This is a genomic window from Rufibacter tibetensis, from assembly GCF_001310085.1.
In the GTDB taxonomy this organism is placed as follows: Bacteria; Bacteroidota; Bacteroidia; order Cytophagales; family Hymenobacteraceae; genus Nibribacter; species Nibribacter tibetensis.
The window spans coordinates 2,252,851-2,275,030 of record NZ_CP012643.1 but is presented as its reverse complement, the minus strand read 5'-3'; the positions used below and the strand labels follow the sequence as shown (position 1 = coordinate 2,275,030).

At 49.0% G+C, this 22,180-nt stretch carries 18 protein-coding genes; 11 read left to right on the top strand and 7 right to left on the bottom strand.

Annotated features, from left to right (window positions below; genetic code table 11):
• Window positions 1-193: 193 nt before the first annotated feature.
• Together DC20_RS09100 and DC20_RS09095 are read right to left on the bottom strand one after the other, a co-directional pair.
• Complete coding sequence (locus tag DC20_RS09100) at window positions 194-1,000, bottom strand: DUF481 domain-containing protein (protein ID WP_062543546.1); 807 nt, start codon at window positions 998-1,000, stop codon at window positions 194-196.
• A gap of 359 nt (window positions 1,001-1,359) precedes the next feature.
• The gene (locus tag DC20_RS09095) at window positions 1,360-2,703 is read right to left on the bottom strand and encodes an MBL fold metallo-hydrolase (protein WP_062543545.1); all 1,344 of its coding nucleotides are present in this window, start codon (window positions 2,701-2,703) and stop codon (window positions 1,360-1,362) included.
• A gap of 258 nt (window positions 2,704-2,961) precedes the next feature.
• Here DC20_RS09095 and DC20_RS09090 point away from each other — a divergent pair, with 258 nt between their 5' ends.
• Complete coding sequence (locus DC20_RS09090) at window positions 2,962-3,789, top strand: cyanophycinase (protein ID WP_062543544.1); 828 nt, start codon at window positions 2,962-2,964, stop codon at window positions 3,787-3,789.
• A gap of 293 nt (window positions 3,790-4,082) precedes the next feature.
• On the opposite strand, the gene DC20_RS09085 is transcribed toward DC20_RS09090, so the two are convergent.
• Window positions 4,083-4,976, bottom strand: a complete 894-nt coding sequence (locus tag DC20_RS09085) for an NAD(P)/FAD-dependent oxidoreductase (RefSeq protein ID WP_062543543.1) — start codon at window positions 4,974-4,976, stop codon at window positions 4,083-4,085.
• A 261-nt stretch (window positions 4,977-5,237) separates the two neighbouring features.
• Here DC20_RS09085 and DC20_RS09080 point away from each other — a divergent pair, with 261 nt between their 5' ends.
• The 4 genes from DC20_RS09080 (at window position 5,238) to DC20_RS09065 (ending at window position 9,587) form a co-directional block, all read left to right on the top strand.
• Window positions 5,238-6,479, top strand: a complete 1,242-nt coding sequence (locus tag DC20_RS09080; protein WP_062543542.1) for an OmpP1/FadL family transporter — start codon at window positions 5,238-5,240, stop codon at window positions 6,477-6,479.
• A 13-nt stretch (window positions 6,480-6,492) separates the two neighbouring features.
• Window positions 6,493-7,932, top strand: coding sequence for an SGNH/GDSL hydrolase family protein (locus DC20_RS09075; protein ID WP_062543541.1), 1,440 nt, complete (start codon window positions 6,493-6,495; stop codon window positions 7,930-7,932).
• Window positions 7,933-8,087: 155 nt separating this feature from the next.
• Entirely contained in the window at window positions 8,088-8,549 is a 462-nt protein-coding gene (locus DC20_RS09070) for a lipocalin family protein (RefSeq protein WP_062543540.1), read from the top strand.
• A 567-nt stretch (window positions 8,550-9,116) separates the two neighbouring features.
• The gene (locus DC20_RS09065) at window positions 9,117-9,587 is read left to right on the top strand and encodes a hypothetical protein (RefSeq protein WP_062543539.1); all 471 of its coding nucleotides are present in this window, start codon (window positions 9,117-9,119) and stop codon (window positions 9,585-9,587) included.
• Window positions 9,588-9,690: 103 nt separating this feature from the next.
• Here the strand turns inward: DC20_RS09065 and polA are convergent, their stop codons facing one another.
• Window positions 9,691-12,561 (bottom strand): DNA polymerase I, encoded by a 2,871-nt coding sequence (gene polA, locus DC20_RS09060; protein WP_062543538.1) that lies wholly within the window; start codon window positions 12,559-12,561, stop codon window positions 9,691-9,693.
• Between the two features lie 831 nt (window positions 12,562-13,392).
• On the opposite strand from polA, the gene fbaA reads away from it, so the two are divergent.
• A complete protein-coding gene (gene fbaA, locus DC20_RS09055; protein ID WP_062543537.1) occupies window positions 13,393-14,460 on the top strand; it encodes a class II fructose-bisphosphate aldolase in 1,068 nt (355 codons plus the stop codon).
• Window positions 14,461-14,879: 419 nt separating this feature from the next.
• Here the strand turns inward: fbaA and DC20_RS09050 are convergent, their stop codons facing one another.
• The 3 genes from DC20_RS09050 to DC20_RS09040 all read right to left on the bottom strand — a co-directional run bounded on the left by DC20_RS09050 (window position 14,880) and on the right by DC20_RS09040 (window position 16,821).
• Window positions 14,880-15,668 carry a TPM domain-containing protein gene (locus DC20_RS09050; RefSeq protein ID WP_062543536.1) on the bottom strand — a complete coding sequence of 263 codons (789 nt, stop codon included), beginning with the start codon at window positions 15,666-15,668 and terminating at the stop codon, window positions 14,880-14,882.
• Window positions 15,669-16,130, bottom strand: a complete 462-nt coding sequence (locus DC20_RS09045; protein ID WP_062543535.1) for a TPM domain-containing protein — start codon at window positions 16,128-16,130, stop codon at window positions 15,669-15,671.
• 112 nt (window positions 16,131-16,242) lie between these two features.
• Window positions 16,243-16,821 carry a LemA family protein gene (locus tag DC20_RS09040; protein ID WP_062543534.1) on the bottom strand — a complete coding sequence of 193 codons (579 nt, stop codon included), beginning with the start codon at window positions 16,819-16,821 and terminating at the stop codon, window positions 16,243-16,245.
• 321 nt (window positions 16,822-17,142) lie between these two features.
• Between DC20_RS09040 and DC20_RS09035 the strand changes: the two genes are divergently transcribed.
• The 5 genes from DC20_RS09035 (at window position 17,143) to ygiD (ending at window position 22,167) form a co-directional block, all read left to right on the top strand.
• Window positions 17,143-18,141 carry a sugar phosphate nucleotidyltransferase gene (locus tag DC20_RS09035; RefSeq protein WP_062543533.1) on the top strand — a complete coding sequence of 333 codons (999 nt, stop codon included), beginning with the start codon at window positions 17,143-17,145 and terminating at the stop codon, window positions 18,139-18,141.
• 86 nt (window positions 18,142-18,227) lie between these two features.
• A complete protein-coding gene (locus DC20_RS09030) occupies window positions 18,228-19,421 on the top strand; it encodes a hypothetical protein (protein WP_062543532.1) in 1,194 nt (397 codons plus the stop codon).
• Window positions 19,422-19,441: 20 nt separating this feature from the next.
• Complete coding sequence (locus tag DC20_RS09025) at window positions 19,442-20,389, top strand: NAD(P)H-dependent flavin oxidoreductase (RefSeq protein ID WP_062543531.1); 948 nt, start codon at window positions 19,442-19,444, stop codon at window positions 20,387-20,389.
• 177 nt (window positions 20,390-20,566) lie between these two features.
• Window positions 20,567-21,157, top strand: a complete 591-nt coding sequence (locus DC20_RS09020; RefSeq protein ID WP_062543530.1) for a Crp/Fnr family transcriptional regulator — start codon at window positions 20,567-20,569, stop codon at window positions 21,155-21,157.
• Between the two features lie 179 nt (window positions 21,158-21,336).
• Entirely contained in the window at window positions 21,337-22,167 is an 831-nt protein-coding gene (gene ygiD / locus DC20_RS09015; protein WP_062543529.1) for a 4,5-DOPA-extradiol-dioxygenase, read from the top strand.
• The last annotated feature ends 13 nt before the right edge of the window (window positions 22,168-22,180 follow it).

The window sequence follows — 22,180 nt, the reverse complement described above, 5'->3', positions numbered from 1 at the left end:
GCCCCGTCTTCCCCTCTCGCACTGCCCTTTCGGCCTGAGCTGTCTGCCTCTCTAAGTTTAAGTCTATCTATGGCCAAAAGCGAGGCGCTCGAGGGAAAGACTGGAACAGGGGAAAGTTGAGGGGATGTTTCAAACTTGTTTTATGAAAACTGATTTGAAACCACAACCGCACTTTTAGCCTTAATCTTCAGCTTTAGAAACTCAGCTGGATGCCGTTGGTGAGGCTGTAGAGGTAATTGGGGATGGGGACAATGGGGCGGTTCTCGTAGGTGTGGGAGAAGTTGGTGGTGAGCTGAAAGCGGTTGTTGATCTTGGTGATAATAGATATATCGCCGCTGAACCGGTGCCTGCTCATGCCGGCTGGTTGGTCATAGCCTACCTGGTAATAATGGATGGTGCTCAACTCCAGGTGTGGATTCAGGGGCAACCGGATGCTGGCGTAAGAAGAAAGTTTAGGAATGTCTTTTTCAATGTATCGGTTTTCCTCCATGTTTCGCCAGCGTTCATGCTCGTACATGACACCAGTACCTAAATTGAACCGGATGTTCTCTTTCTGAACCACGGCATACCTGATGCCGGTGCCCACCAGCATTCTTAGTTCCAAGCCTCGGTTGTAGTCATATTGAGCTTGAGAATAGGTTTCATAAGACAGACGAGCCTTCCGTCTGAAGGTGACACGCCCGTGCACATAGCCGGTTTCCACCTGAGTTTCGCCTTTCAACCTGACATAATTGTAGGAGGCCAGCAACAGGTAAGTATTGTGCTCAGATACGTAGCCAAGGTTACCGTTCCCCGTAATTCCTACAAAATGGTCGGTTTTACCTTCCTTGCCAGTAGCCCGGTTGAACAGGTTCAGGTTTACGCCCAGCTTGCCGGTAAAGTAGTGGGAGGAATCTTTTTCTACCCGGGCTTTTTCCACATTCAGGATTTGGGCTGAGGCTGAAAAGGTTAAAAACAGCAGAAGGAAACCAAGAAAAGAACTACGAAGAGAAGAAAACATAAGCAACTAATGACTTGGCTCAACAAAAGCCCATAGTCAAATCAAAATTGAAAAATCGGCCTGTAAAACTGGTATGTCTTATGCCGTTACATGCCCCTAGATGAGCGAACCTATTATTCGAAATTATAAACTTTCGCTGTAGATGCCAATTATACCTGCTTTAAACCAAGTTGATCGGCAAGTACCTTCTGCTATCTGGGAGGAAAGAAAAGTACATTCAGAAGGCGGTAAGCAACTTTTAACTTTAATCAAGGCTGGAGATCTTTTTAGAAACCACACTCCCGTTTGGAGGCTGTTTTCATGAAATCAGCCTCCAAACGGGAGTGTCCAGTAAATCTCAGCGCGAAGACGCCTGCGGTTTATCGGGGAGAGTTAAATTGGGTAATGGCACTGCCTAAGTCATACACCGGCACTTCTGTGATGGCTTGCCCAATGATGCTGGCTCCCGCCGCCGACCGGTATCCTCCGGCACAATGTACTACAATGGGTTTGTCCACGGGAATCTCATTTATCCGCTCCCTCAATTGGTGCAGGGGCATTTCAACGGCGTTAGCGAAAACCCGCTGCTCCTCTATTTCATTCGAGTTCCTGACATCTAAGATGGTATAAGCCTCAGGATTGCTCCTGAAGTGTTCTATGTCTAATACAGGCGACTTTTCTGACCCGGCCGGAGGCACGGGCAAAGCCCCCAGAATGAAAGGTTCATAGCCAATGCGGGCAGTCCGTTCAATCAGTTCCTTAAGGTTTTCCTCGTCTTCACTCAAGAGGTAAAACTTTTCTTCGGGTGCCACAATAGAACCTAGCCATGTTTCAAACTTTGGCCCGTCCTGCAGGTTGATGGCCGTGGGTAAATGCCCTTGCTTAAAGCGGTCTTCAGGCCGAGTGTCAATGATCAATGCGTCTTTGTGCCTTCTATGATCGGGGGCAATGATGGGCACTTGTTTGATAGCCGACTGGAACTTGGGCGCCCCCCGGCGGTTTAGCCTGACAGCATACTCAAAGTACTTGGGTACAAACGGCTGATCCTGGTTAATGAAAGAAACGAACGCCTCTTCGGTCATCTCCTGGAGGGCGGGGTTGGTGCGCTTTTCGTCCCCAATGGTACTGGATTTGGCTTCGCTGATCGCTTTTCCGCAGAGGCTCCCGGCGCCATGCGCAGGGTACACCAGCACCTCATCGGGCAGGTTCATCAACTTCTCTCGGGTGGTGTGGTACATCTGCCGGGCCAGTTCTTCGCGGGCCGCGGTCTCGTTGCCTACATTCTCCCGCAAGTCTGGTCGGCCCACATCGCCTATGAAGAGCGAATCTCCGGTGAAGATGGCGTGTTCCTTTCCGTTTTCATCGCGCAGCAAAATAGAGATACTATCCGGTGAATGCCCGGGCGTATTTATCGCCTGCAGGGTTATTTCACCAATTCTCAGTTCATCTCCTTCATCAAAGGGCGTGTGCTTGTACTTGGCCCCAGCGCGTTTGCTCACGTAAATGGGCGCCTGCTTTGCCTCTGACAGTTCCACGTGCCCGCTCACAAAATCGGCGTGCGGATGCGTTTCTATCACGGCAATAATCCTGGCGTCATGCACCATGGCAAACTCCTCGTAGGGTCTTGGGTCACGCGCAGGATCAATGACGGCAATTTCCGCATCACTCATGATGATGTAAGAAAAATGGGACAGGCCCTTGTCTTCTATTTGCTCGATTTTCATATCAGTAAAGGTTACGTATTAAGCCGGGGCAGCGTTGAATGAAACCTAGGGGCGTTACTTCTTTTGAGCGCCTTTGTTGAGGCGTAGTTAAGGCAAGAAGGAGAATGCTGTCTTAGTGAAAAGTTGCACATGGGGTAAATCTGCCTTATTTTAGACATCCTTGTTATAGGGCCTACGTTGATACATCTGGTAGCTGAGTTGGGAGTGAAGTGAGGTTTGCTGTATCTCCATAAGGTTATTCAACTAAAACGTGAGCGTATGCAAACACCTAAAGGAACTCTGATAGCACTAGGCGGGGGCGATGATGATGGCCTGATAAGCCTCATCCGCTCTGAGATCTGTAGCATCAATTCAAATATTGAGGTAATTACCACGGCCACCCTGGAACCTATGGAGTCTGGGCAGGCCTACAAGGAGGCATTTGAGGAACTGGGCTGCAACAGCGTGCGCTTTATGCACATTGACGAAGACAACGAAGCCGACAAACCCGAGAACCTGGAGCGCATTGCCCAGGCCGAGGTAATCTTCTTCACCGGCGGAAACCAGTTGCGGCTAAAAGAATTCTTGGCCGGCACCCAGCTGCACCACCTCATGCAAACCCGGTACCACGAAGAGGAAATCACCATAGCCGGAACTAGTGCCGGAGCCGCCGCCATGTCTAACCGCATGATTTACGAGGGCTACGGGTATTACTCCCTGATGAAAGGCGAGGTCAAGACGACTGACGGGCTATCTTTTATCCAGAACGTGTTCATTGACACCCATTTTACGGAACGGGGCCGCTTTGGGCGCCTGGCGCACGCCGTTTCTAAACGTCCTCAGTTTATTGGCATTGGGCTGGGAGAAGAAACGGGTATCATTATCAAAGGCGGGCAGCACGTGGAAGTTTTCGGGAATGGAGTGGTCACCATCATGGACAGTTCGCACGTGCGTTATTCTAACTTAGAGGAGGTAGAGGAAGGTGAACCTATTGCCGTGGAGAACCTCATCATGCACCTGTTGGTAGAAGGCCATGAGTACTGCATTCCTGACCGCGTTTTCCGGAAGCTTTCTCAAAAGAAGCGCAAAACCGCCAGCAACACTTAAGCTACAAAAGACAACTGCTTTCTAAAAAGCCCAGGGCCTGATCAGACCCTGGGCTTTTCTATTCTATTTTGGAAGCAGAGACCAAATTGTTCTCCATAAGTAAGAAGTGATTTGCTCCCTTCAAACTGCCAACTGTTTCAAGGCTGATTTTCTAAAAACGCATTCAAAGCCTGGCACCTGTTTCTTCTGCGCTTCTGGTATTCCACAATAAAAATAAAAGGTGCGCTTAAAGCTTCCATTTATAGGGTTTGGCTTTAAACGCACCATTAGGCTTAACTAAAGATTGCTGCAGTTTACAGTCTGAACTCCTTCTGCAGTTCCATGTTAATGGCTACTCCAGCTTTGGTACCTTCAGCGGCGGCTACTATTACTAGCTGCATGTCTCGGGCGGCATCACCGGCCACATATAAGCCTGGCACATTGGTTTGCTGGTGTTTATAGGTTTTCACCACGCCTTTGCTGGTGAAATCACACTGCAGTTGGCGGGCCAGGTCTGAGCGTTGGTCTGATCCTGTGGAAAAGAACATCACCTCCCGGTTTTCTACCTGCCCGTTCTTGAGCACAATGCGTGACATGTGCTTGCCTTCGCCTTCTACCCGTTCAATACCTGCGGTGTTGATCTGCACTTTGTTACGGGCCAGGAGCTCGCGGTCTTCACGGGTGAGGCGGTTGGTGCCGTCTGTGAACAGCATTACGTCACTGCTCCAGGTTTTAAGTGACAAGGAAAGCCCCACGGCATCACGGTTTTTGCCGTAAGCGGCCAAGGGCTTATTCTTTGACTCAAACCCGTCACAGTACGGGCAGTGGTGAATGCTGCCTCCGTAGAAAGGTTCTGCCCCAGGTATTTCAGGCCACCGGTCACACAAACCAGTAGCTAATAGCACCTTTCTGGACAGGTACACCTGGTCCTCCTCGTCGGTGGCTTTAAACATATCTCCTTCTTTGGTGACCTGTACAATGCGTTTATGCTTGAACTCTACTTCATACTTCTCCAGGTCCTCGCGCCCCATGCGCAAAAACTCTTGTGGTGGAGTTCCGTCACGGCTTATAAAACCGTTCATGTTATGGGCGTAATGGTTCCGGTATTCGCCTGAATCAAACAAGGCTACCTTACGCATGCAACGCCCCAGCAACATAGCTGCACTTAGTCCGGCCGGACCCCCTCCAACAATTAATACGTCATACATAGGTTTCTATCTCTTAACCAGTCATGGCTTAACGTGTTTGGCAGAAAAGAGATGAGCTCAGCCCTGCTTTTTTCTTTCTATACCCTTAACAGCACTCTTGTACAAGTGATTCACCTGCTGACTCATCCTGGAAAGGAAGATTAATATTTCTAAAAAATATAGTGCTTATGCATAACACTATGCGAAAACCTGAGCAATTCTTTTATATTTGATTATCAAATCTATAAGAAATAAATCCAGCCATTTTTAATGAATAATCGCATGAAAAGTAAATTTTTGGCCTTTCTGGGTAGTGCTATGCTTACAGCAGGCGTTGCCCAAGCGGGGGGCTTTCAGGCCAACCTTCAAGGGCAAAAGCAGATAGGAATGGGGCATACGGGTACAGGTCTGGCCTTGGACCACAGCAGTATCTTTTTCAACCCAGGCGCTTTGGCTCATCTTCGGCAAAATGGAATCCAGTTAGGGGTAAGCGCTTTGAGTGCGAAAATAGCTTACAGAGAACCTTCTCCGGGCTTCTCAGAAGCCATGACAGACAACCCCATCAGTACTCCGTTTCAGGTGTATGCCTCTTTTGGAAAAGAGGAGAGCCCGCTCCGTTACGGTATTGGCGTGTACACGCCCTATGGTTCTTCGGTGAACTGGGGAAGAAACTGGCAAGGACGTTTTGGGTTAAATGAATTGACGCTGAAGACCATTTTCATACAGCCTACTATCAGCTACCGTATTTCAGACAAGCTGGGTTTTGGAGCCGGTTTCGTGTACGCTATAGGCAATGTGAACCTGCAAAGAAGTATTCCGTTGCAAAATGCAAACTATTTTGAGAGCGGCGTGGAACTGGACGGAGCGACAAGCGGCTTTGGATACAACCTGGGCGTGTACTTCAAACCTTCTGAAAAGCTTTCCTTTGGCCTTACCTACCGCTCCAAGGTAGAAATGGAAATAGAAGGTGGTGATGTGACCTTCAGCCTTCCAAACTCACCAGTGGTGACAAGCCAGTTTCAGGCAACTAAGTTTGACGCCAAACTTCCGTTACCGGCCAACATCACCCTAGGGATCGGGTTTAAACCCACCGAGGCTCTTACCATTGCCGTTGATGTGCAGCGTGTACAATGGAGCGCTTACAAATCATTGCGCTTTGACTACAATGCTCCCGTACGGGGAGAGAACTTTACCGAAGGTTCCCGCAACTATGAAGACGTGTTCATTTACCGGGTTGGAGCGCAGTACCAGCTTTCTGATATCTTAACCTTACGCGCTGGTGCCTATTATGACAAATCTCCGGTACAGGCCGGTTACCTCACTCCAGAAACCCCAGACGCTGACTCAAGAGGCGTATCTGCCGGTTTAACCCTAGCCCTGAGCGAAAAGGTAGACCTTGACGCTTCTTTCCTGTACATCAACAAAAAAGAACGCACAGACGCAGCTAACCTGTCTGGTGGCGTAGCTGGTACATTCAAATCAGTAGCCTACATTCCGGGTGTTGGCATCAATTACAAGTTTTAATTTCTAAGGTATCATGAAGAACATATTCTATAGATTAGGTGCTGCGGCTCTCCTTTCCAGCGCTTTCCTTTTTACTGGCTGTGATCCTGAATTTGAAGAAGACGTTGTTGTAAGCCAAGGGCCGTTGGATTTAAGCAAGTATGTAGCTGTTGGAAACTCCCTTACTGCCGGGTACCAGGACAATGGCTTGTACTTAGAAGGACAGATTCTGTCTTACCCTAATATTCTGGCCAACCAGTTCAGCTACGTAGGTGGTGGCGCCTTCCCGCAACCTCTGTTCACGCAGGCGCAGGCAAATGGCTCTGGTTACTTACGCCTGGGTGGCTTTACCTCTACTGGTGCTCCCATCCTTGCTCCAGTGACTACCAACTTAGCCGTTAGAACAGATGTCGCTCCTTTGCCTGGTGGCCCACGCCTGACTAAGCATGCTGGAGCTATCCAGAACTGGGGAGTACCTGGTATCTCTGTCTTAGCGAGTGCCACTCCGCTGTACGGAGGTGTAAACCCCTACTTTGAGCGCTTGTTGCCAGACAATGAAGTTGGCCAGGTAAGTTACATCCAGAAAGTAGTGGCCACGCAGCCTACCTTCTTTTCCGTGTGGCTAGGGAACAATGACGTACTTGCCTATGCTACCAGCGGAGGCGTGGTAGACCCAGCCAATCCATTTGGCATTATCACTCCAACGGCTCAATTTAATGCCATTTACACACAGCTAGTGGCTGGTTTATCCAGAAACAAAGCGGCAAAAGGCATTGTAGCTACTATTCCAGATGTACGCTCAATACCGTTTTTTACTACAGTAGGGCCTGTATTTAAGGCAGGTTTACCCTCAGCGGTTACCGCAGTAGTTGCCCTTACCAAAAGCGGAGCTGCCCGTAAAGTGATCCCGCGTGATGACATTAGGGTGGGCACCACTGGCAATACTTTATTTACCCTTACTTCTACTCCATATCTGACTCTGATAGGTCAGCCTACCGGCAGATTCTGGCGTGATCAGGCAAGAGCGAAGTTCCCGAACGACGCTGCTGCCATGAACCAGGAAATCAGAAGATACTTGCAGAATTATCAGCTAGATACTACCAAAGCCTTTGGGGTAAGCGCAGAGAACCCGTTACCCAGCGCTTTAATCTTAGATGCAGATGAGCAAGCCGATGTGCAGGCTGCTACTACTGCCTATAATGCTACCATAAGAGCCCAGGCGCAGGCCAACGACTTAGCTTTGTTTGATGTGTTTGAATTTTTCAACAACATTCAATCTGGTTTAACTGTGAACGGTGTTTTCCACTCTCCTGCGTTTATAACAGGCAACCTGTTCTCTCTTGACGGGGTGCACCTAACTCCCCGCGGAAACGCCATCGTTGCAAACGAAATGATCCGGGCTATCAATGCTAAGTACGGCTCAACCATTCCAACCATTGATGTGACTCAGTTCAGAGCAGTTCTATTCCCGTAATTTTACCTCATTTTTCAGGCCAAAAAGACCAGCTGTAATGGCTGGTCTTTTTGTGTATCATCTGGCTTTTCAATTCCTGATGATTTTTTTCCCTTTTAAGTCATCCATTAGATAAATTCGTATACACCCTATCTTAAAATCTGAACTTGATTCTTATGAAAAACTATCCTCTTCTACTTCTCCTATTCTGCTGCGCCCTTGTCTTCAATGGCTGTAGCAGCGACGATGATGATCCTTCTCAGGAAGATATGCTGAAGAACAAGCGCTGGCAGATTACTGCTTTGGACGCCTCTACTCCTATTGGCGACTATGATTTCTACGCTGATATGGAAGATTGCCAGCGCGACAATTTTGTTGAATTTGAAGACGATGAAGAGCTCATTATAGATGAAGGCGCCACCAAATGCCGTTCATCTGACCCGCAGCGGCGAAATGGTTCCTGGACATTAAAAGGGAATATCCTTACTTTACGGGGCATTGGAGAGGCATATGGACTTCCAGAGGATGACTTGGAACTGACAGTAACAGAACTTACCAGCACTTCGCTTACAGCTAATTTTTCACAATCTGTACAGGGCTTCCCTATCAATGGCACTGTAACCATGGAGACCATGTAAGTACTATCATAGTCTCATATCCTGAAAGAGGCTTAAAACAGAAGAGACGGTTTCGCTCTCTTCTGTTTTAAGCCTCTTTTCATGAAAGGCCTGCCCTACTACACTCCCAAGTAGTAGGGCAGGCCTTTCTGTTTACAGGTCTAGGCACCACCTGTTCTATGTGCCCTTGCCCCAGCCTATTACCTCTGGAAGACAAAATCATTTTCCTCAGAGCCTTCTTTCACTCAACCTCTTCTTCTTTGGTGCTGGTTTTTAAAAATTAAGCCAAAAAAAAATATTCCATTTCCATCCTGAGTGTTCCGGTTTCACTCACCCATATTCCGGCTTCGGGTAGTATGTGGCCTTTTGCCCGGAATCTTCTTTAGGGGTAATCTATAATGGTTCGGTCATAACTACAGAAAACGGAAATAACCTTCTAACTGCACAATGCCAAAGAATGAAAATACAAGGCATTGCCTAAGTAATTAAAGCAGATAAAAGGCTTATTCCCGAAGCATAATTAAGAGTGAATATCAAACCTAATTATAACCTCAAACTACTTTTGTTTCATTTTATTCATTTACAATCATGTTAAAAAAATCTTATTTACTGACCATTTTAGCAGCCTTCGTTCTTGTTTTCACTTCCTGCGACAAAGACAAGGACAAAGACGGTGAAGTAACTCCAAGAATTGATGTTAGCCAATTAGAGAAAAACGAATGGAAAGTGACAGGCCACATTGTGACAGCTACCGGCCAGGAAGACTACGATGCCATTGAAGAAGATTACGGCGGAGACATCTTTGCCTCCTTTGATGGTGAAGGAGAGTATTACCTAACCACAGAAAGCAACGGTTCCTCTGAATTTGACGGCTCTTATGATGTTAAAGATGAAAAAATCACCTGGGATTTTCCGCTTTCAATTATGGGTCAATTAAAAGGCGAAGAAGAATCAACTTACACCATAGATAAGCTTGATAAAAACACCTTTAAAATAGTGAGCACTGCTACTATCAACAAGGTGAAAGTAACAGAAACCATCACATTTTCTGCTGAATAAATTAGCTTGACCATATAAATAGAAAAGGGAGCCCGTAAGCTCCCTTTTCTATTTATATGAATTTTATTTCAGGCCTATTTACAGAAAATCAGCCGCAAAATGCTTAGTGTGCCTGCAACCAGTTTTCACCCGTGCCTAAGCCTACTTCCATAGGTACACTCAGCGGGAAGGCGTTCTTCATGAGTTCCTCAATCTTGGGCTGTACTACGGGCAGTTCTTCTTTTAGCACGTCAAACACCAATTCATCATGCACCTGCAGAATCATGCGGCTGGCCAGTTTCTCTTCACGCAGCCACTGGTCAATGTTGATCATGGCAATCTTGATGATATCGGCTGCGGTTCCCTGAATAGGCGCGTTGATGGCGTTTCGCTCGGCGTAGCCTCTGATGTTCTGGTTACGGGAATTGATGTCGCGCAAGTAGCGGCGGCGACCCAATAAGGTCTCCACAAACTCCTGGTCACGGGCCTGGTTGATGGCGCTGTCCATGTACTCTTTCACGGCCGGGAACTCCTGGAAATAGGCTTCAATGATCTCGGCGGCCTCGCGGCGCGGAATAGCTAAACGCTCTGCCAAACCGAAGGCGGAGATACCGTAGATAATGCCAAAGTTGATGGTCTTGGCCTTGCGGCGCATGTCAGAATCAACCTGGTCTACGGGCACGTGGAACACCTTGGCCGCGGTTGAAGCGTGAATGTCCAACCCCTTTTGGAAAGCTTCTTTCATGGTAGCGTCATTGCTGAAGTGCGCCATGATCCTCAGCTCAATCTGCGAGTAGTCAGCGGAGAGCAACACGTGGTTTTCGTCTCTCGGCACAAACGCTTTCCGTATCTCGCGGCCCTTCTCTGTTCTAATAGGGATGTTCTGCAGGTTCGGATTGGTGGAGCTCAGACGACCGGTAGCGGCTACGGCCTGGTTGTACGACGTATGCAGACGATTATCCTCATTGCACACCAAAGCTGGCAGCGCATCTACGTACGTGCTCTTCAGTTTGGTCAACTGCCGATGATCCAGGATGAGCTGCACAATTTCGTGCTCAAAGGCCAGCTTAGACAGAATCTCCTCGCCGGTCGCGTACTGACCCGTTTTGGTTTTCTTGATCTTGCTTCCGCCCAGACCCATGCGGTCAAACAGCACCTCACCCAACTGTTTGGGAGACCCGATGTTGAATTCCATACCCGCCAGGTTGAAGATCTTCTGCTCCATTTCCTGAATGCTGGTTTGCAGCACAATGGATGACTCGGCCAGAGCATCGGCGTCAATGCTTACACCCTCGCGTTCCATATGGCCCAACACGCGCAGGAGCGGGTTTTCCACATCATTGAACAGGCGTTTCAGGCCTTGTTTCTCTAAAAGAGGATCAAAATAGTTTTTAAGCTGAAGCGTGATGTCGGCGTCTTCACAGGCGTACTCGTAGATCTGCAGCGCCGGAAGCTTGTCCATGGTAAGCTGGTTTTTGCCTTTGCCCAGCAGCGTCTCAATGGAAATGGGCGTGTAGTGCAGGTACGTCTCGGCTAGCAGATCCATGTTGTGGCGCATGTCCGGCTCCAAGAGGTAGTGGGCCAGCATGGTGTCATACAGCGGTCCCTGCACATCAATGCCGTAGCGCTGCAGCACTACCAGGTCATACTTGATGTTCTGCCCGGTTTTGGTGATAGCGGGGCTTTCCAGCACTTCCTTGAACTCCTGCACAATTTCACGGGCGGCATCTTCATCTTTGGGCGGAACCGGAATGTAGTAAGCCTCACCGGGCATATAGCAGAACGAAATCCCTACCAAACGGGCGGTGATGGCATCAATGCTGGTGGTCTCCGTGTCAAAGGAAACCTCTTTCTGTTGCTTCAGGTATTTGAGCAGTTGCTGCCGTTGCTCAGGGGTAGTGAGCAGGTGGTATTCGTGCAGCGTGGTGTCTATGGTTTTGCGGGTGCGCGGTGCGTAGTCATCGCCAGCAGCAGTAGCATCTGCCCCTTCTTCAGGAGCTACAGTTTCACCGGCCGGCATCTCAAATAGGGATGTTTGCCCCATGGGCTTATCCGATTTGAAGCCTTTGCCCACAGTTGGTTTGTTGCTTACGGGCTTCGGAACCGCCGGCGAGGCAGTGCCTAACACGCGGGTAGCCAGCTGCCGGAACTCTAGTTCATCAAATAAGGCCGCCAGTTTCTCCGTGTCCGGACCATCATAGCGCAGGCCTTCCTCGTCAAAGTCAATGGGTACATCCAGGTGAATGGTCGCTAGTTCTTTGGACATGAGGCCCTGCTCGGCGAAGTTCACTACGTTCTCTTTCTGCTTGCCTTTGAGCTCATGGGCGTTGGCAATCAGGTTCTCTACGGAGCCGAAGCGTTGAATCAGCGTTTTAGCGGTCTTTTCCCCAATACCAGGTATTCCCGGAATGTTGTCCACGGCATCGCCTTGTAAGCCCAAAATGTCAATGACCTGCTTTACGTTCTCAATCTCCCAGCGCTCGAGCACTTTGGGTTTGTCAATGATTTCAATGGCATTGCCCAGAAACGCTGGTTTGTAGACAAACACATGGTCGGTGACCAGTTGATAGTAGTCTTTGTCGGGCGTCATCATGAAGACATCGTACCCGGCCTTTTCGGCTTTGCAAGACAGCGTGCCAATAATGTCATCGGCCTCAAACCCGTCCATCATCATGCCGGGTATGCCAAACGCCTCTACAATCTTCTTCACGTACGGAATAGCGATAGAGATATCCTCGGGCATGGCCTGACGGTTGGCCTTGTATTCCACAAAGGAATCATGGCGGAAGGTCTTGGAGGGTGCATCGTAGCACACTCCTATGTGGGTAGGCTTTTCGCGGTTAAGCAGGTCTACCAAGGTGTTGGTGAAACCCAGGGCAGCCCCGGTATTCATGCCTTTGGAGTTGATTCTGGGGTTCTTGCTGAACGCGAAGTGGGCGCGGTAAATGAGCGCCATGGCGTCTAGCAGAAACAGGCGTTTGTCTGGTGTACTCATAGAAAACGAAGGTACGGGCAAAGCTGCCGCGATGCAATGGTGTGTTTTATATAACTGCGGTACGCAAATAAAGTTTGAGGATTGGTTTTGGGCTTGTTTTAGCAGAATTAAGGGCGAAATGAAATTGACTTTTTGCTTCTTTTGAATGCAGCAGGAAGCTTTGATGGAGCTTGCTTATGATTTTTGATCTAGCCTGCTTATGATTGATGCGTGGTGCACGCCTTTTGCTTTCCCTTTAGATAGGCTGACTTTGGCGGTGGCGCATGGGCTTTGTGGTTTCATCTTTAGCGGTAAGCGCTCACGGCCGCGAGGCCCCGCCTTCCGCCCTCGCGCTGTGAGTTCCGCTGCCTTCGGCTAAAGCCTTGGCTGCCGGGCTCTGCCCGCCACCGCAGACCTCTAGGCGCTCAGACGAAAGGCTGGAAACGGATATGCGTTTTCGGAAACCATGGCTCAAAGTTGCCCTCTCAAAAACATTGTTCAGAAACCCATACAGAAAAACATGGTTCAAGTCTGTGACTTGGACCTACCATGACCTGCAGTTTGCAACTGCAGTGAGGCAAAAGCCTCAACTACGATAGCTGATACCCCCCTTTGAAGGGGGGCGAAGAGGTATGTTTACATCTGCAGATCTACGCATTGCTGTTCAGCATTCAACACAATTTCGCCTGCTCAAAAGACTTCGTAGTGTCCGTAGGTCCTACGAGTGTCTATGCCGATCTCGTTTCAAGCTTGTTTTCAGCAAAACATCCCAGAACGGCACTGGTAGCAAGAATCTTTAGAACTAACCAATTATTTGGTTAGTTTTGCTTATAGACCAAACCTAGCTAATCCATGCCTAAATTTAGATCTGGGGTTCTGTACGGAGACGAAGTGCAGGACTTATTCAAGTACGCTAACGAAAATAACTTTGCCCTGCCAGCGGTAAACGTGATCGGTACCAATTCCATTAATGCGGTACTTGAGACTGCTAAGGCGGTAAATTCTCCTGTAATCATTCAATTCTCACAAGGTGGCGCGCAGTTCTACGCAGGCAAAGGCCTGAGCAACGAGGGACAAGCGGCTTCTATAGCTGGTGCAATCTCTGGTGCCCACCACGTACACCAATTAGCCGAGGCTTACGGTGTTACCGTTGTTCTTCACACTGACCACGCCGCAAAAAAATTATTGCCTTGGATTGACGGTCTTCTGGATGCCGGCGAGAAATTCTACGCGCAAACCGGCAAGCCTTTGTTCAGCTCTCACATGCTGGACCTTTCTGAGGAGCCTCTGGAAGAAAACATTGAAATTTCTGCAAGATACCTGGAGCGTATGTCTAAAATGGGCATGACCGTTGAAATTGAATTAGGTGTTACCGGTGGTGAAGAAGACGGCGTTGACAACTCAGATATTGACAGCGCTCACTTATACACCCAGCCTGAGCACGTAGCCTATGCCTACGAGGAGCTAAACAAAGTCAGCCACAGGTTTACCGTGGCAGCAGCTTTCGGAAACGTCCATGGCGTGTACAAGCCAGGCAACGTAGAGCTTCGTCCTGAAATTCTTAAAAATTCTCAGGTGTACATCCAGGAGAAATTTGGGACCCAGGAAAACCCGGTTTACTTCGTATTCCACGGTGGCTCCGGTTCTGAGAAAGAGAAAATCACCGAGGCTATAGAGTACGGTGCCATCAAAATGAACATTGACACTGACATGCAGTGGGCGTTCTGGGATGGTATCAAAAACTACTACGAAGGCAAGAGAGATTATCTTCAGGCCCAGATCGGGAACCCAACCGGCGAAGACAGCCCTAACAAGAAGTACTACGACCCACGCGTATGGTTACGCGCCGGCGAAGAGACCTTTGTGACCCGCCTGAAAGAAGCTTTCCAAGACCTGAACTGCATGAACCGCAACGCCTAATCTTGCTTGTTCATTCACATAAAACAGAGAAGCCGATCTAACCAGATCGGCTTCTCTGTTTTATAGCTTTTTAAGCTACTAGTGTTTTCAGACACTCAATCACAAAAAGGGTTTCGCTACTTTCCCCATTTCCAGTCTTTCCATTGAGCGCCTCGCTTTTGGCCATAGATAGACGGTAACTAAGTGAGACATACTTCTCAGGCCGAAAGGGCAGTGCGAGAGGGAAAGACGAGGCCTCGCGGCCGTGAGCGCTTACCGCAGAAGATGAAACAACAAAGCATAAGGGCTCAGGAACAAACTTCCGCTACGCTAGCAAAACACACCTACAAACAAAAAGCGTTTTAAGCCTACTTTAAAAAGATCGGCTTAAAACGCTATCTATATTCTTAAAAAGCTAGCTTATTCCAGCTTACAATTATTTACCAACTAGAACCAGCTCCACCGCCTCCAAAGCTACCACCTCCAAAGCCGCCGAAACCACCTCCGCCGCCTCCTCCAAAGCCGCCACCACCACCGCCGAACATGCCGCGGCCACCAGAGAAGTCTCCGAAGATCACAGGAGGGAAGAATGGTCCGCCCAAGGTACGCATGCCCCCGCGTCCACCCCGGCCACCTCCGCCTCTACGGCTGATGATGAAGATAAGAATCAGCACGCCAATGATAATCCACAGGAAGGGAATACCGCCCTTACCTTCGCCTTGGCGCTGTCTAGGGTCTGCCTTGTACTCGCCGCTGGCCACGTCAATGATGAAACTGGTGCCTTTGTCCAGACCGGCATAGTAGCGGCCCTGCTGGTACTCGGGTTTGATGGTGTACTCTGTGATGCGTTTGGCAATAGCGTCTGGCACAACGCCTTCCATGCCGTAGCCGGTGGCAATGAACACGCGGCGTTCATTTACCGCGGTAAGAATAAGAATACCGTTGTTTTTGCCTTTCTGGCCAATGCCCCACTGCTCGGCTAACCGGAAGGCGTAATCTGAGATATCATAGCCCCCAATAGAGGTAATGTTTACTACCGCAATCTGCGTGGAGGTACTGTCACCGTAATTGACCAGCTTTTGTTCTAGGGCTTGCTCTTCTTCCGGGGAAAGGATGTTGGCCAGATCATTGACCAGACGCGGCGGAGAAGGACGCGGCGGAAAATCCTGCGCCATGCCTAGTCCTGCCCAAAGCCACAATACCCCCAGAAGCCAGATAGATTTTCTCATTTACTTTTGATTCTCGTCAAGGGTACTACCAAAGGAGATATCATCAGACAGCTCATTGATATCTTTATGGTCCCCGGCGTAAGGGAAATAACTTTTAAGCTGCTCTCCTGCCATGGTAATGCCTTTGCGCAGCCCTTCGGCGTACTTGCCTTCTTTGAAATCTGCGATGACCACTTTGTTGATTTCTACCCAGAAGTCTTTTGGTACTACGGCGTTAATACCGGCATCGCCTAAGACGGCAAACTTATGGCTTTTCATGGCCACGTAGAACAAGACTCCGTTGCGCAGCTTAGTCTTGTGCATGTGCAGATACGCAAACACCTGGGTGGCTCTGTCTAATACCTCGCCTTCACAGGTGTCTTCAATGTGCACCCGTACCTCGCCGGAAGTGTTTCGTTCAGCTTCCTGAATGGCCTGCACTATAATGGCTTCGTCTGCTTCTGTGATGGTGTCGCGGGGCATGGCTAGGGAGTTTTGAATGATGGGTCCTGAGTCAATAAGAACTTCTGTTTAGGGGCGGTTTATATAAAACAACCCCTAAACAGAAGTTAACGTCTTGCTACGTGCTACCAGTTTAGAACTGGACCGTTGGTGCTTTTTGGGCACCCGCATCTGCTTCAAAGTAACCTTTCCGCTCAAAGCCAAACCAACCGGCGAAGAAGTTACGCGGGAAAGCCCTGATGTACGAGTTATAATCCTGCACAGTGGAGTTGAATTTCTGTCGCTCTACCGATATCCGGTTTTCAGTGCCTTCCAACTGGGCCTGCAGTTCCAGGAAGTTTTGGTTTGATTTCAGGTCTGGGTAAGCTTCTACGGTAGCCAGTAACCTGGATAATGAGCCGCTTAACTGCCCTTGCGCCGCCTGGAACTTCTGTATGTTCTCTGGGGTAAGCTGGTCAGCATTCAGGTTTACACTGGTAGCCTTGGCGCGGGCCTCAATCACGTCGGTAAGCGTTGTTTTCTCAAAATTGGCGGCTCCTTTCACGGTGTTTACCAGGTTAGGCACCAGGTCTGCACGGCGCTGGTAAGAGTTCTGCACTTGTGCCCACTGGCTGGCGACCTGCTCGTCTTTCTGCACCATATCATTGTATCCGCAGGAACTCTGCGAGGCCAGAATCACAAAGCCGACAAGGTAAAGCAATAGTTTTTTCATAGTTGAGGTAGTTTATTCAGAATGGGTGTTAGGCAATATCCGTATTTACCAGTTATAGGCAACCTCTATACGTAACAGAAGCGAAAATGTGCGTTTTTAACGCAATTTCCTGAAAATGAAGCTGGAACATACTTCCAGGTGGTTCGCTCCTTTAGAAAGAAGTAGCCTGCTAAAGATAGGGAGGTTCTACTCTTATATTCAAAAAACGCTATAAACATTTTCAGGCCAGATATCTTTTCGGGCTCATTTCCTGTTTAGGGTATGTATATAAAAACCACAAGAATTGCGTAGCTTGTGGTGAAAAGCCTTCTTTTAGTTTATATGAAAGCAGTTATTCCGGTGGCTGGTATGGGAGCCCGTTTACGGCCCCACACCCACACCCAACCCAAGGCCTTGGTTCCTATTGCCGGCAAAGCCATTCTGGGTCATATCATTGAACGGTTACAGGCCGCGGGCGTCACCCAATTTGTGTTGGTAGTAGGTTATCTGGGCGAGAAAATCATGCATTATGTGCAGCGCAAATACCCACATATACACGCTGAGTTTGTAGTACAACAACCCCGCGAAGGCTTGGGCCACGCATTGTGGTGGGCCCGTGAGACGTTCCGCCACGAGAAGAACGTGCTCATCCAGCTGGGCGATACCATTGTGGATGTAGACATGGAGGAGTTCTTTTCTTCTGAACACACCATGCTGGCCGTAAAACCGGTGAAAAACCCTACCATGTTTGGCATTGCCGAAATGGACAACAGCGGCTTTATCACCAAAGTGATTGAAAAGCCCAAAATCCCTAAATCGAATTTCGCGCTGGTGGGCCTCTACAAGATTGCACACCCCGCCAAGTTAGCTGAGGCCCTGGAATACATTGTCGCCAACGACATCAGGACACAGAGCGAGCACCACCTCACTGATGCCCTCATGCACATGATCCAGAACGGCGAGAAAATGGTCTCCCGCACCGTGGACCATTGGTTTGACTGTGGCCGCAAAGACACCCTGCTGCAAGCCAACGCCACGCTTCTGAACCGCCCGGAATTCAAGCGCGTGGAGTACCCTGATTTTCCTAACACCATCATTATTCCGCCGGTAAGCATTGGCAAAGGCGTGCAGATCTCCAACTCCATTGTGGGACCAAACGTGGCCATTGGCGAGAGCGCCATTCTCAACTACACCATTGTGCGCAATTCCATTATCGGTGGGTATGCTGAACTGGGCTATGCCGTGCTGGAAGACTCACTAGTAGGATCAGACTCGGCGTTGAAAGGCCTCAGCCAGCGCCTCAACATTGGTGACAGCACCGAGATTGATTTTAGCCATTAAGCCACGTAGCACTACTTTACAAAGTAACTATTTACGGTTCCGGACTTCGGTCTAGATACCTATTACATGACACTTTACTTGCCAAAATGAACCCTGTTGCCCTTGCTCAAACCACCCGGGAATACCGCATGTCCCTTGGTTGGCGCATTTTTGTTTATCTGTTTGCCCCAGTCTTCATCGTTGGCGGTATTTTCCTGGGTATTCTTCCTTTCATTGATGATACTATAACGCCCGGGGCAGAGTATATTTTCATTCCTATGGGATTGGCTCTGTCACTTCTAATGGTCTATGCACTGCTGGAGGCGCATTATGGCATAATTCGGTTAAGCCAGGGGCGCATAGAGCAAGTGAGCGTATTTGGCAATAAAGAACTTCTGATTTCAGAAATTAAAGGTTTTGAGGCCGATGAATACTACATAAGAGTCTATCCGCTGGCGAAAGGTAAGCCTACCATTAAGATTGGAGTTATTGGAATAGAGAGCCAGGAAATTATTCAGTGGCTTCAGTTAAGAAAACATAACCTGGAGGAGGTCACCTACCAATATGAGGAAGAGGAGTTGTTGTCTAATCAGGCACTGGGCTCAACAGAGCAAGAAAGGCTAGCTAACTTAGAAAATACCAGAAAGCTGGCTTCGTGGTTAAATGGCGGAAGTTTTGCTATTGGGGGTTGGTTGTTTTTCTATCCTACTCCTTATAAAGCGGCAGTATTGGCTGGAGCTATCTACCCCTTGTTACTGGCAGGAGTTATGCTGTACTACAAGGGCATTTTCAAATTAAACACCAAAAACAAAAGTGCCCACCCTTCTTTATTTGGAGGAATACTACTGGCCGGTTTAGGGGTAGCCTTACGTGCCTTAACGGACATCAATCTCTTTTCATACGGTCCTATTCTACCATGGATTGGTGGTGTAACGCTTCTGATATTCCTCCTTTTGACTACAGCCACCAAGGAGTTCCAGTTTAATAAAATACAGGGTATTGGAATGGGTGCTCTCTTTTTCTGTATGATGGCTTTTTATGGCTATGGCGTAAGTGTAATGGCTAATGTGCTTTTAGACAACTCCGCTCCAGAAATCTACACCGCACAGGTGACAGACAAACACATCAGCAATGGGAATTCTACTACTTATTACCTCACCCTGGAACCATGGGGGCCACGCACTGAACCGGAAGATATTAGTGTATCAAGTGAATTCTATGAAACAGTGCCCGTGGGTGCAAATATACCTGTTCAACTATACCAAGGAGCGTTAAACACGCCTTGGCTTGTAGTAGAATAAGCCCAAATTTCAGTTTCCTCATGCAAAACCGAATCACCCAACTCTTCAACATACAATACCCTATCATACAAGCCGGCATGATCTGGTGCAGCGGCTGGGAACTGGCTTCGGCGGTGAGCAACGCTGGTGGGCTAGGGCTCCTCGGCGCTGGCTCCATGTACCCCGATGTGCTGCGCGAGCATATCCAGAAATGTAAAAAGACCACAGACAAACCCTTTGGCGTAAACGTGCCTTTGCTGTACCCAGATCTGGAAGAACACTTCAGGATTATCATGGAAGAGAAAGTGCCGGTTGTAGTCACTTCCGCCGGTAACCCGAAAACCTGGACGAAGAAGCTACAGGACAAGGGTTCCAAAGTAGTGCATGTGGTGAGCAACGTTAAGTTTGCCCGCAAGTGCGAAGAAGCCGGAGTAGACGCCATCGTGGCCGAAGGATTTGAAGCCGGAGGACACAACGGACGCGAAGAAACTACCACGTTTTGCTTGATTCCGCTGGTGCGCCAAGCCGTAAATTTACCCTTGATTGCAGCCGGAGGCATTGCCAACGGGGCGGGTATCTTTGGCGCACTCGCCTTAGGAGCTGAGGGTGTGCAGGTAGGAAGCCGGTTCGTGGCCAGTATAGAATCAAGCGCGCATCAAAGCTTCAAAGACCGCGTAGTAGCAGCCCAAGAGGGAGACACTGAACTTTCTCTAAAGCAACTCACACCCGTCCGCCTGCTTAAAAACAAGTTCTACCAGGACGTGAAAGCTGCTGAACTCCGAGGCGCTTCTAACCTGGAGTTAGTGGAACTGTTAGGCTCCCGCCGAGCCAAACGTGGCATGTACGAAGGCGATCTGGAAGAAGGAGAACTGGAGATTGGGCAAGCCGCTGCCATTGTCAACGACATCAAACCTGCCGGAGACATCCTGCGCGAGATGTGGCAGGAGTTTGAAGCCGCCAAAGCGAGGTTTTGCGGAGAGTGGCGGTAGTACCTTAAGGAGACTAATTCACAGATAAAATCTGCTTTCCTCTTTTGTCATCCTGAAAGGACCTTGTGGCTGACTAGAAAAGCGCTGTCGTAAACGTTATTACCGTTCGCCCACAAGATCTTTTTCAAGATGACAAGTGAGGAAGAAGGAAATACGGCAACTCAAATGTAAACCTCTTTGGCTCAAGACCTCCTCATCGCTGCCCTTGCCCAACACGTCTCTCTCACGCCCGAGGAGATGGAGGCGTTCCTGGCCATCTGCACCGTGCACGAGGCACAGAAGAAAGAGTATTTACTACGCACCGGCGAGCAGAACCATGACATGTATTTTGTACAGCGTGGCTGTCTACGGTCGTTTATCATAGACAAAGCCGGTAAAGAAGTGAACCTGGAGTTTGCTGTGGAAGGCTACTGGATCAGTGATGTGGCGTTCAACAAACCGGCGCTGCTTTCTATCCAGGCACTGGAGAAAACCCAATATTTTCAGATCAACATCAACGCCTTTGAAGACCTCACGCAAGAGCATCCTGTTTTCAACTTGTTTTTCCGAAAACTGCTCCAAAACGGCCACTTCACATTTAAGAAGCGAATGCTCTCCAGCATGACACAGACAGCCGCCGAGAACTACCGTGATTTCCTGCTCAAATTCCCGAACCTAGGCCAGCGCATTCCGCAGTACCACATTGCGGCATATCTGGGCATCACGCCCGAGTTCTTCAGCACCATCAAATCTGAAGGCATGGATATGTACCAGCAGGCCATTTCTTAAACTACCTTATTCTTTTTGGGCACCTGCTTCTCGACCTTTGTAGAGTGAACCTGAGGTAGTAGCCCTGTTGTTTTACAGGCACCTGCAGTAAGCGGCTCACACCCTTTTTCACGCTAAAAAACAACACATCCGTGGAAAGAAGAACTTTTATTAAATCCGTAGCGGCAGGAGCAATTACGATGACTACTTTAAGCGCTTTCAGAAAATTCACCGAGGACTTAACACCTCAGGATTATACCATGCCGGTGCTCTTTATAGGGCACGGCTCGCCTATGAACGGCATTGAAGACAACGAGTTCAGCCAGCGTTGGAAGAAGATGGCGCAGGAGATTCCCACGCCTAAAGCGGTACTGGTGGTATCGGCGCATTGGTTTACCAAGGGAACCAAAATCACGGCCATGGACTTCCCCAAAACCATCCATGACTTTGGGGGCTTCCCGAAGGAATTATTTGCGGTGCAGTACCCGTCGCCCGGCGATGCCGCTTTGGCGAAGGTAACGGCTTCCCTGATTACTACCACGCAGGTAGAACTGGACCATGACTGGGGCTTAGACCATGGCACCTGGACCATCATCCGGCACATGTACCCCGAGGCCAACGTTCCGGTGCTGCAACTCAGCATTGATTACACCAAAGGGCCGCAATACCACTATGACTTAGCCAAAGAACTGACGGCTCTGCGTAAGAAAGGAGTGTTGATTGCCGGCAGCGGCAACATGGTACACAACCTGCGCATGATGAACTGGAGCATGATCAATGGGGGCGGCTATGACTGGACCCAAACCATGAATGAGAAGTTTAAAGACCTCATCCTGAACAGCGATCACCAGCCGCTCATCAACTACCAAACCCTAGGCAAAGAGGCTCTCATGGCCATCCCAACGGTAGAACACTACCTGCCGCTTCTGTACACGCTGGGGTTACAAGGCAAGGATGAAGAAACCTCGTTCTTTAACGACAAAATGGTGGGCGGGTCTTTGACCATGACTTCGGTGAAGATCGGGGCATAGAACTGTTACTTCA

Bases quoted from the DNA above. Each gene is read 5' to 3' on its own strand.
- DC20_RS09100 (WP_062543546.1), bottom strand. From the start codon at position 1,000: ATGTTTTCTTCTCTTCGTAGTTCTTTTCTTGGTTTCCTTCTGCTGTTT.
- DC20_RS09095 (WP_062543545.1), bottom strand. From the start codon at position 2,703: ATGAAAATCGAGCAAATAGAAGACAAGGGCCTGTCCCATTTTTCTTAC.
- DC20_RS09090 (WP_062543544.1), top strand. From the start codon at position 2,962: ATGCAAACACCTAAAGGAACTCTGATAGCACTAGGCGGGGGCGATGAT.
- DC20_RS09085 (WP_062543543.1), bottom strand. From the start codon at position 4,976: ATGTATGACGTATTAATTGTTGGAGGGGGTCCGGCCGGACTAAGTGCA.
- DC20_RS09080 (WP_062543542.1), top strand. From the start codon at position 5,238: ATGAAAAGTAAATTTTTGGCCTTTCTGGGTAGTGCTATGCTTACAGCA.
- DC20_RS09075 (WP_062543541.1), top strand. From the start codon at position 6,493: ATGAAGAACATATTCTATAGATTAGGTGCTGCGGCTCTCCTTTCCAGC.
- DC20_RS09070 (WP_062543540.1), top strand. From the start codon at position 8,088: ATGAAAAACTATCCTCTTCTACTTCTCCTATTCTGCTGCGCCCTTGTC.
- DC20_RS09065 (WP_062543539.1), top strand. From the start codon at position 9,117: ATGTTAAAAAAATCTTATTTACTGACCATTTTAGCAGCCTTCGTTCTT.
- polA (WP_062543538.1), bottom strand. From the start codon at position 12,561: ATGAGTACACCAGACAAACGCCTGTTTCTGCTAGACGCCATGGCGCTC.
- fbaA (WP_062543537.1), top strand. From the start codon at position 13,393: ATGCCTAAATTTAGATCTGGGGTTCTGTACGGAGACGAAGTGCAGGAC.
- DC20_RS09050 (WP_062543536.1), bottom strand. From the start codon at position 15,668: ATGAGAAAATCTATCTGGCTTCTGGGGGTATTGTGGCTTTGGGCAGGA.
- DC20_RS09045 (WP_062543535.1), bottom strand. From the start codon at position 16,130: ATGCCCCGCGACACCATCACAGAAGCAGACGAAGCCATTATAGTGCAG.
- DC20_RS09040 (WP_062543534.1), bottom strand. From the start codon at position 16,821: ATGAAAAAACTATTGCTTTACCTTGTCGGCTTTGTGATTCTGGCCTCG.
- DC20_RS09035 (WP_062543533.1), top strand. From the start codon at position 17,143: ATGAAAGCAGTTATTCCGGTGGCTGGTATGGGAGCCCGTTTACGGCCC.
- DC20_RS09030 (WP_062543532.1), top strand. From the start codon at position 18,228: ATGAACCCTGTTGCCCTTGCTCAAACCACCCGGGAATACCGCATGTCC.
- DC20_RS09025 (WP_062543531.1), top strand. From the start codon at position 19,442: ATGCAAAACCGAATCACCCAACTCTTCAACATACAATACCCTATCATA.
- ygiD (WP_062543529.1), top strand. From the start codon at position 21,337: ATGACTACTTTAAGCGCTTTCAGAAAATTCACCGAGGACTTAACACCT.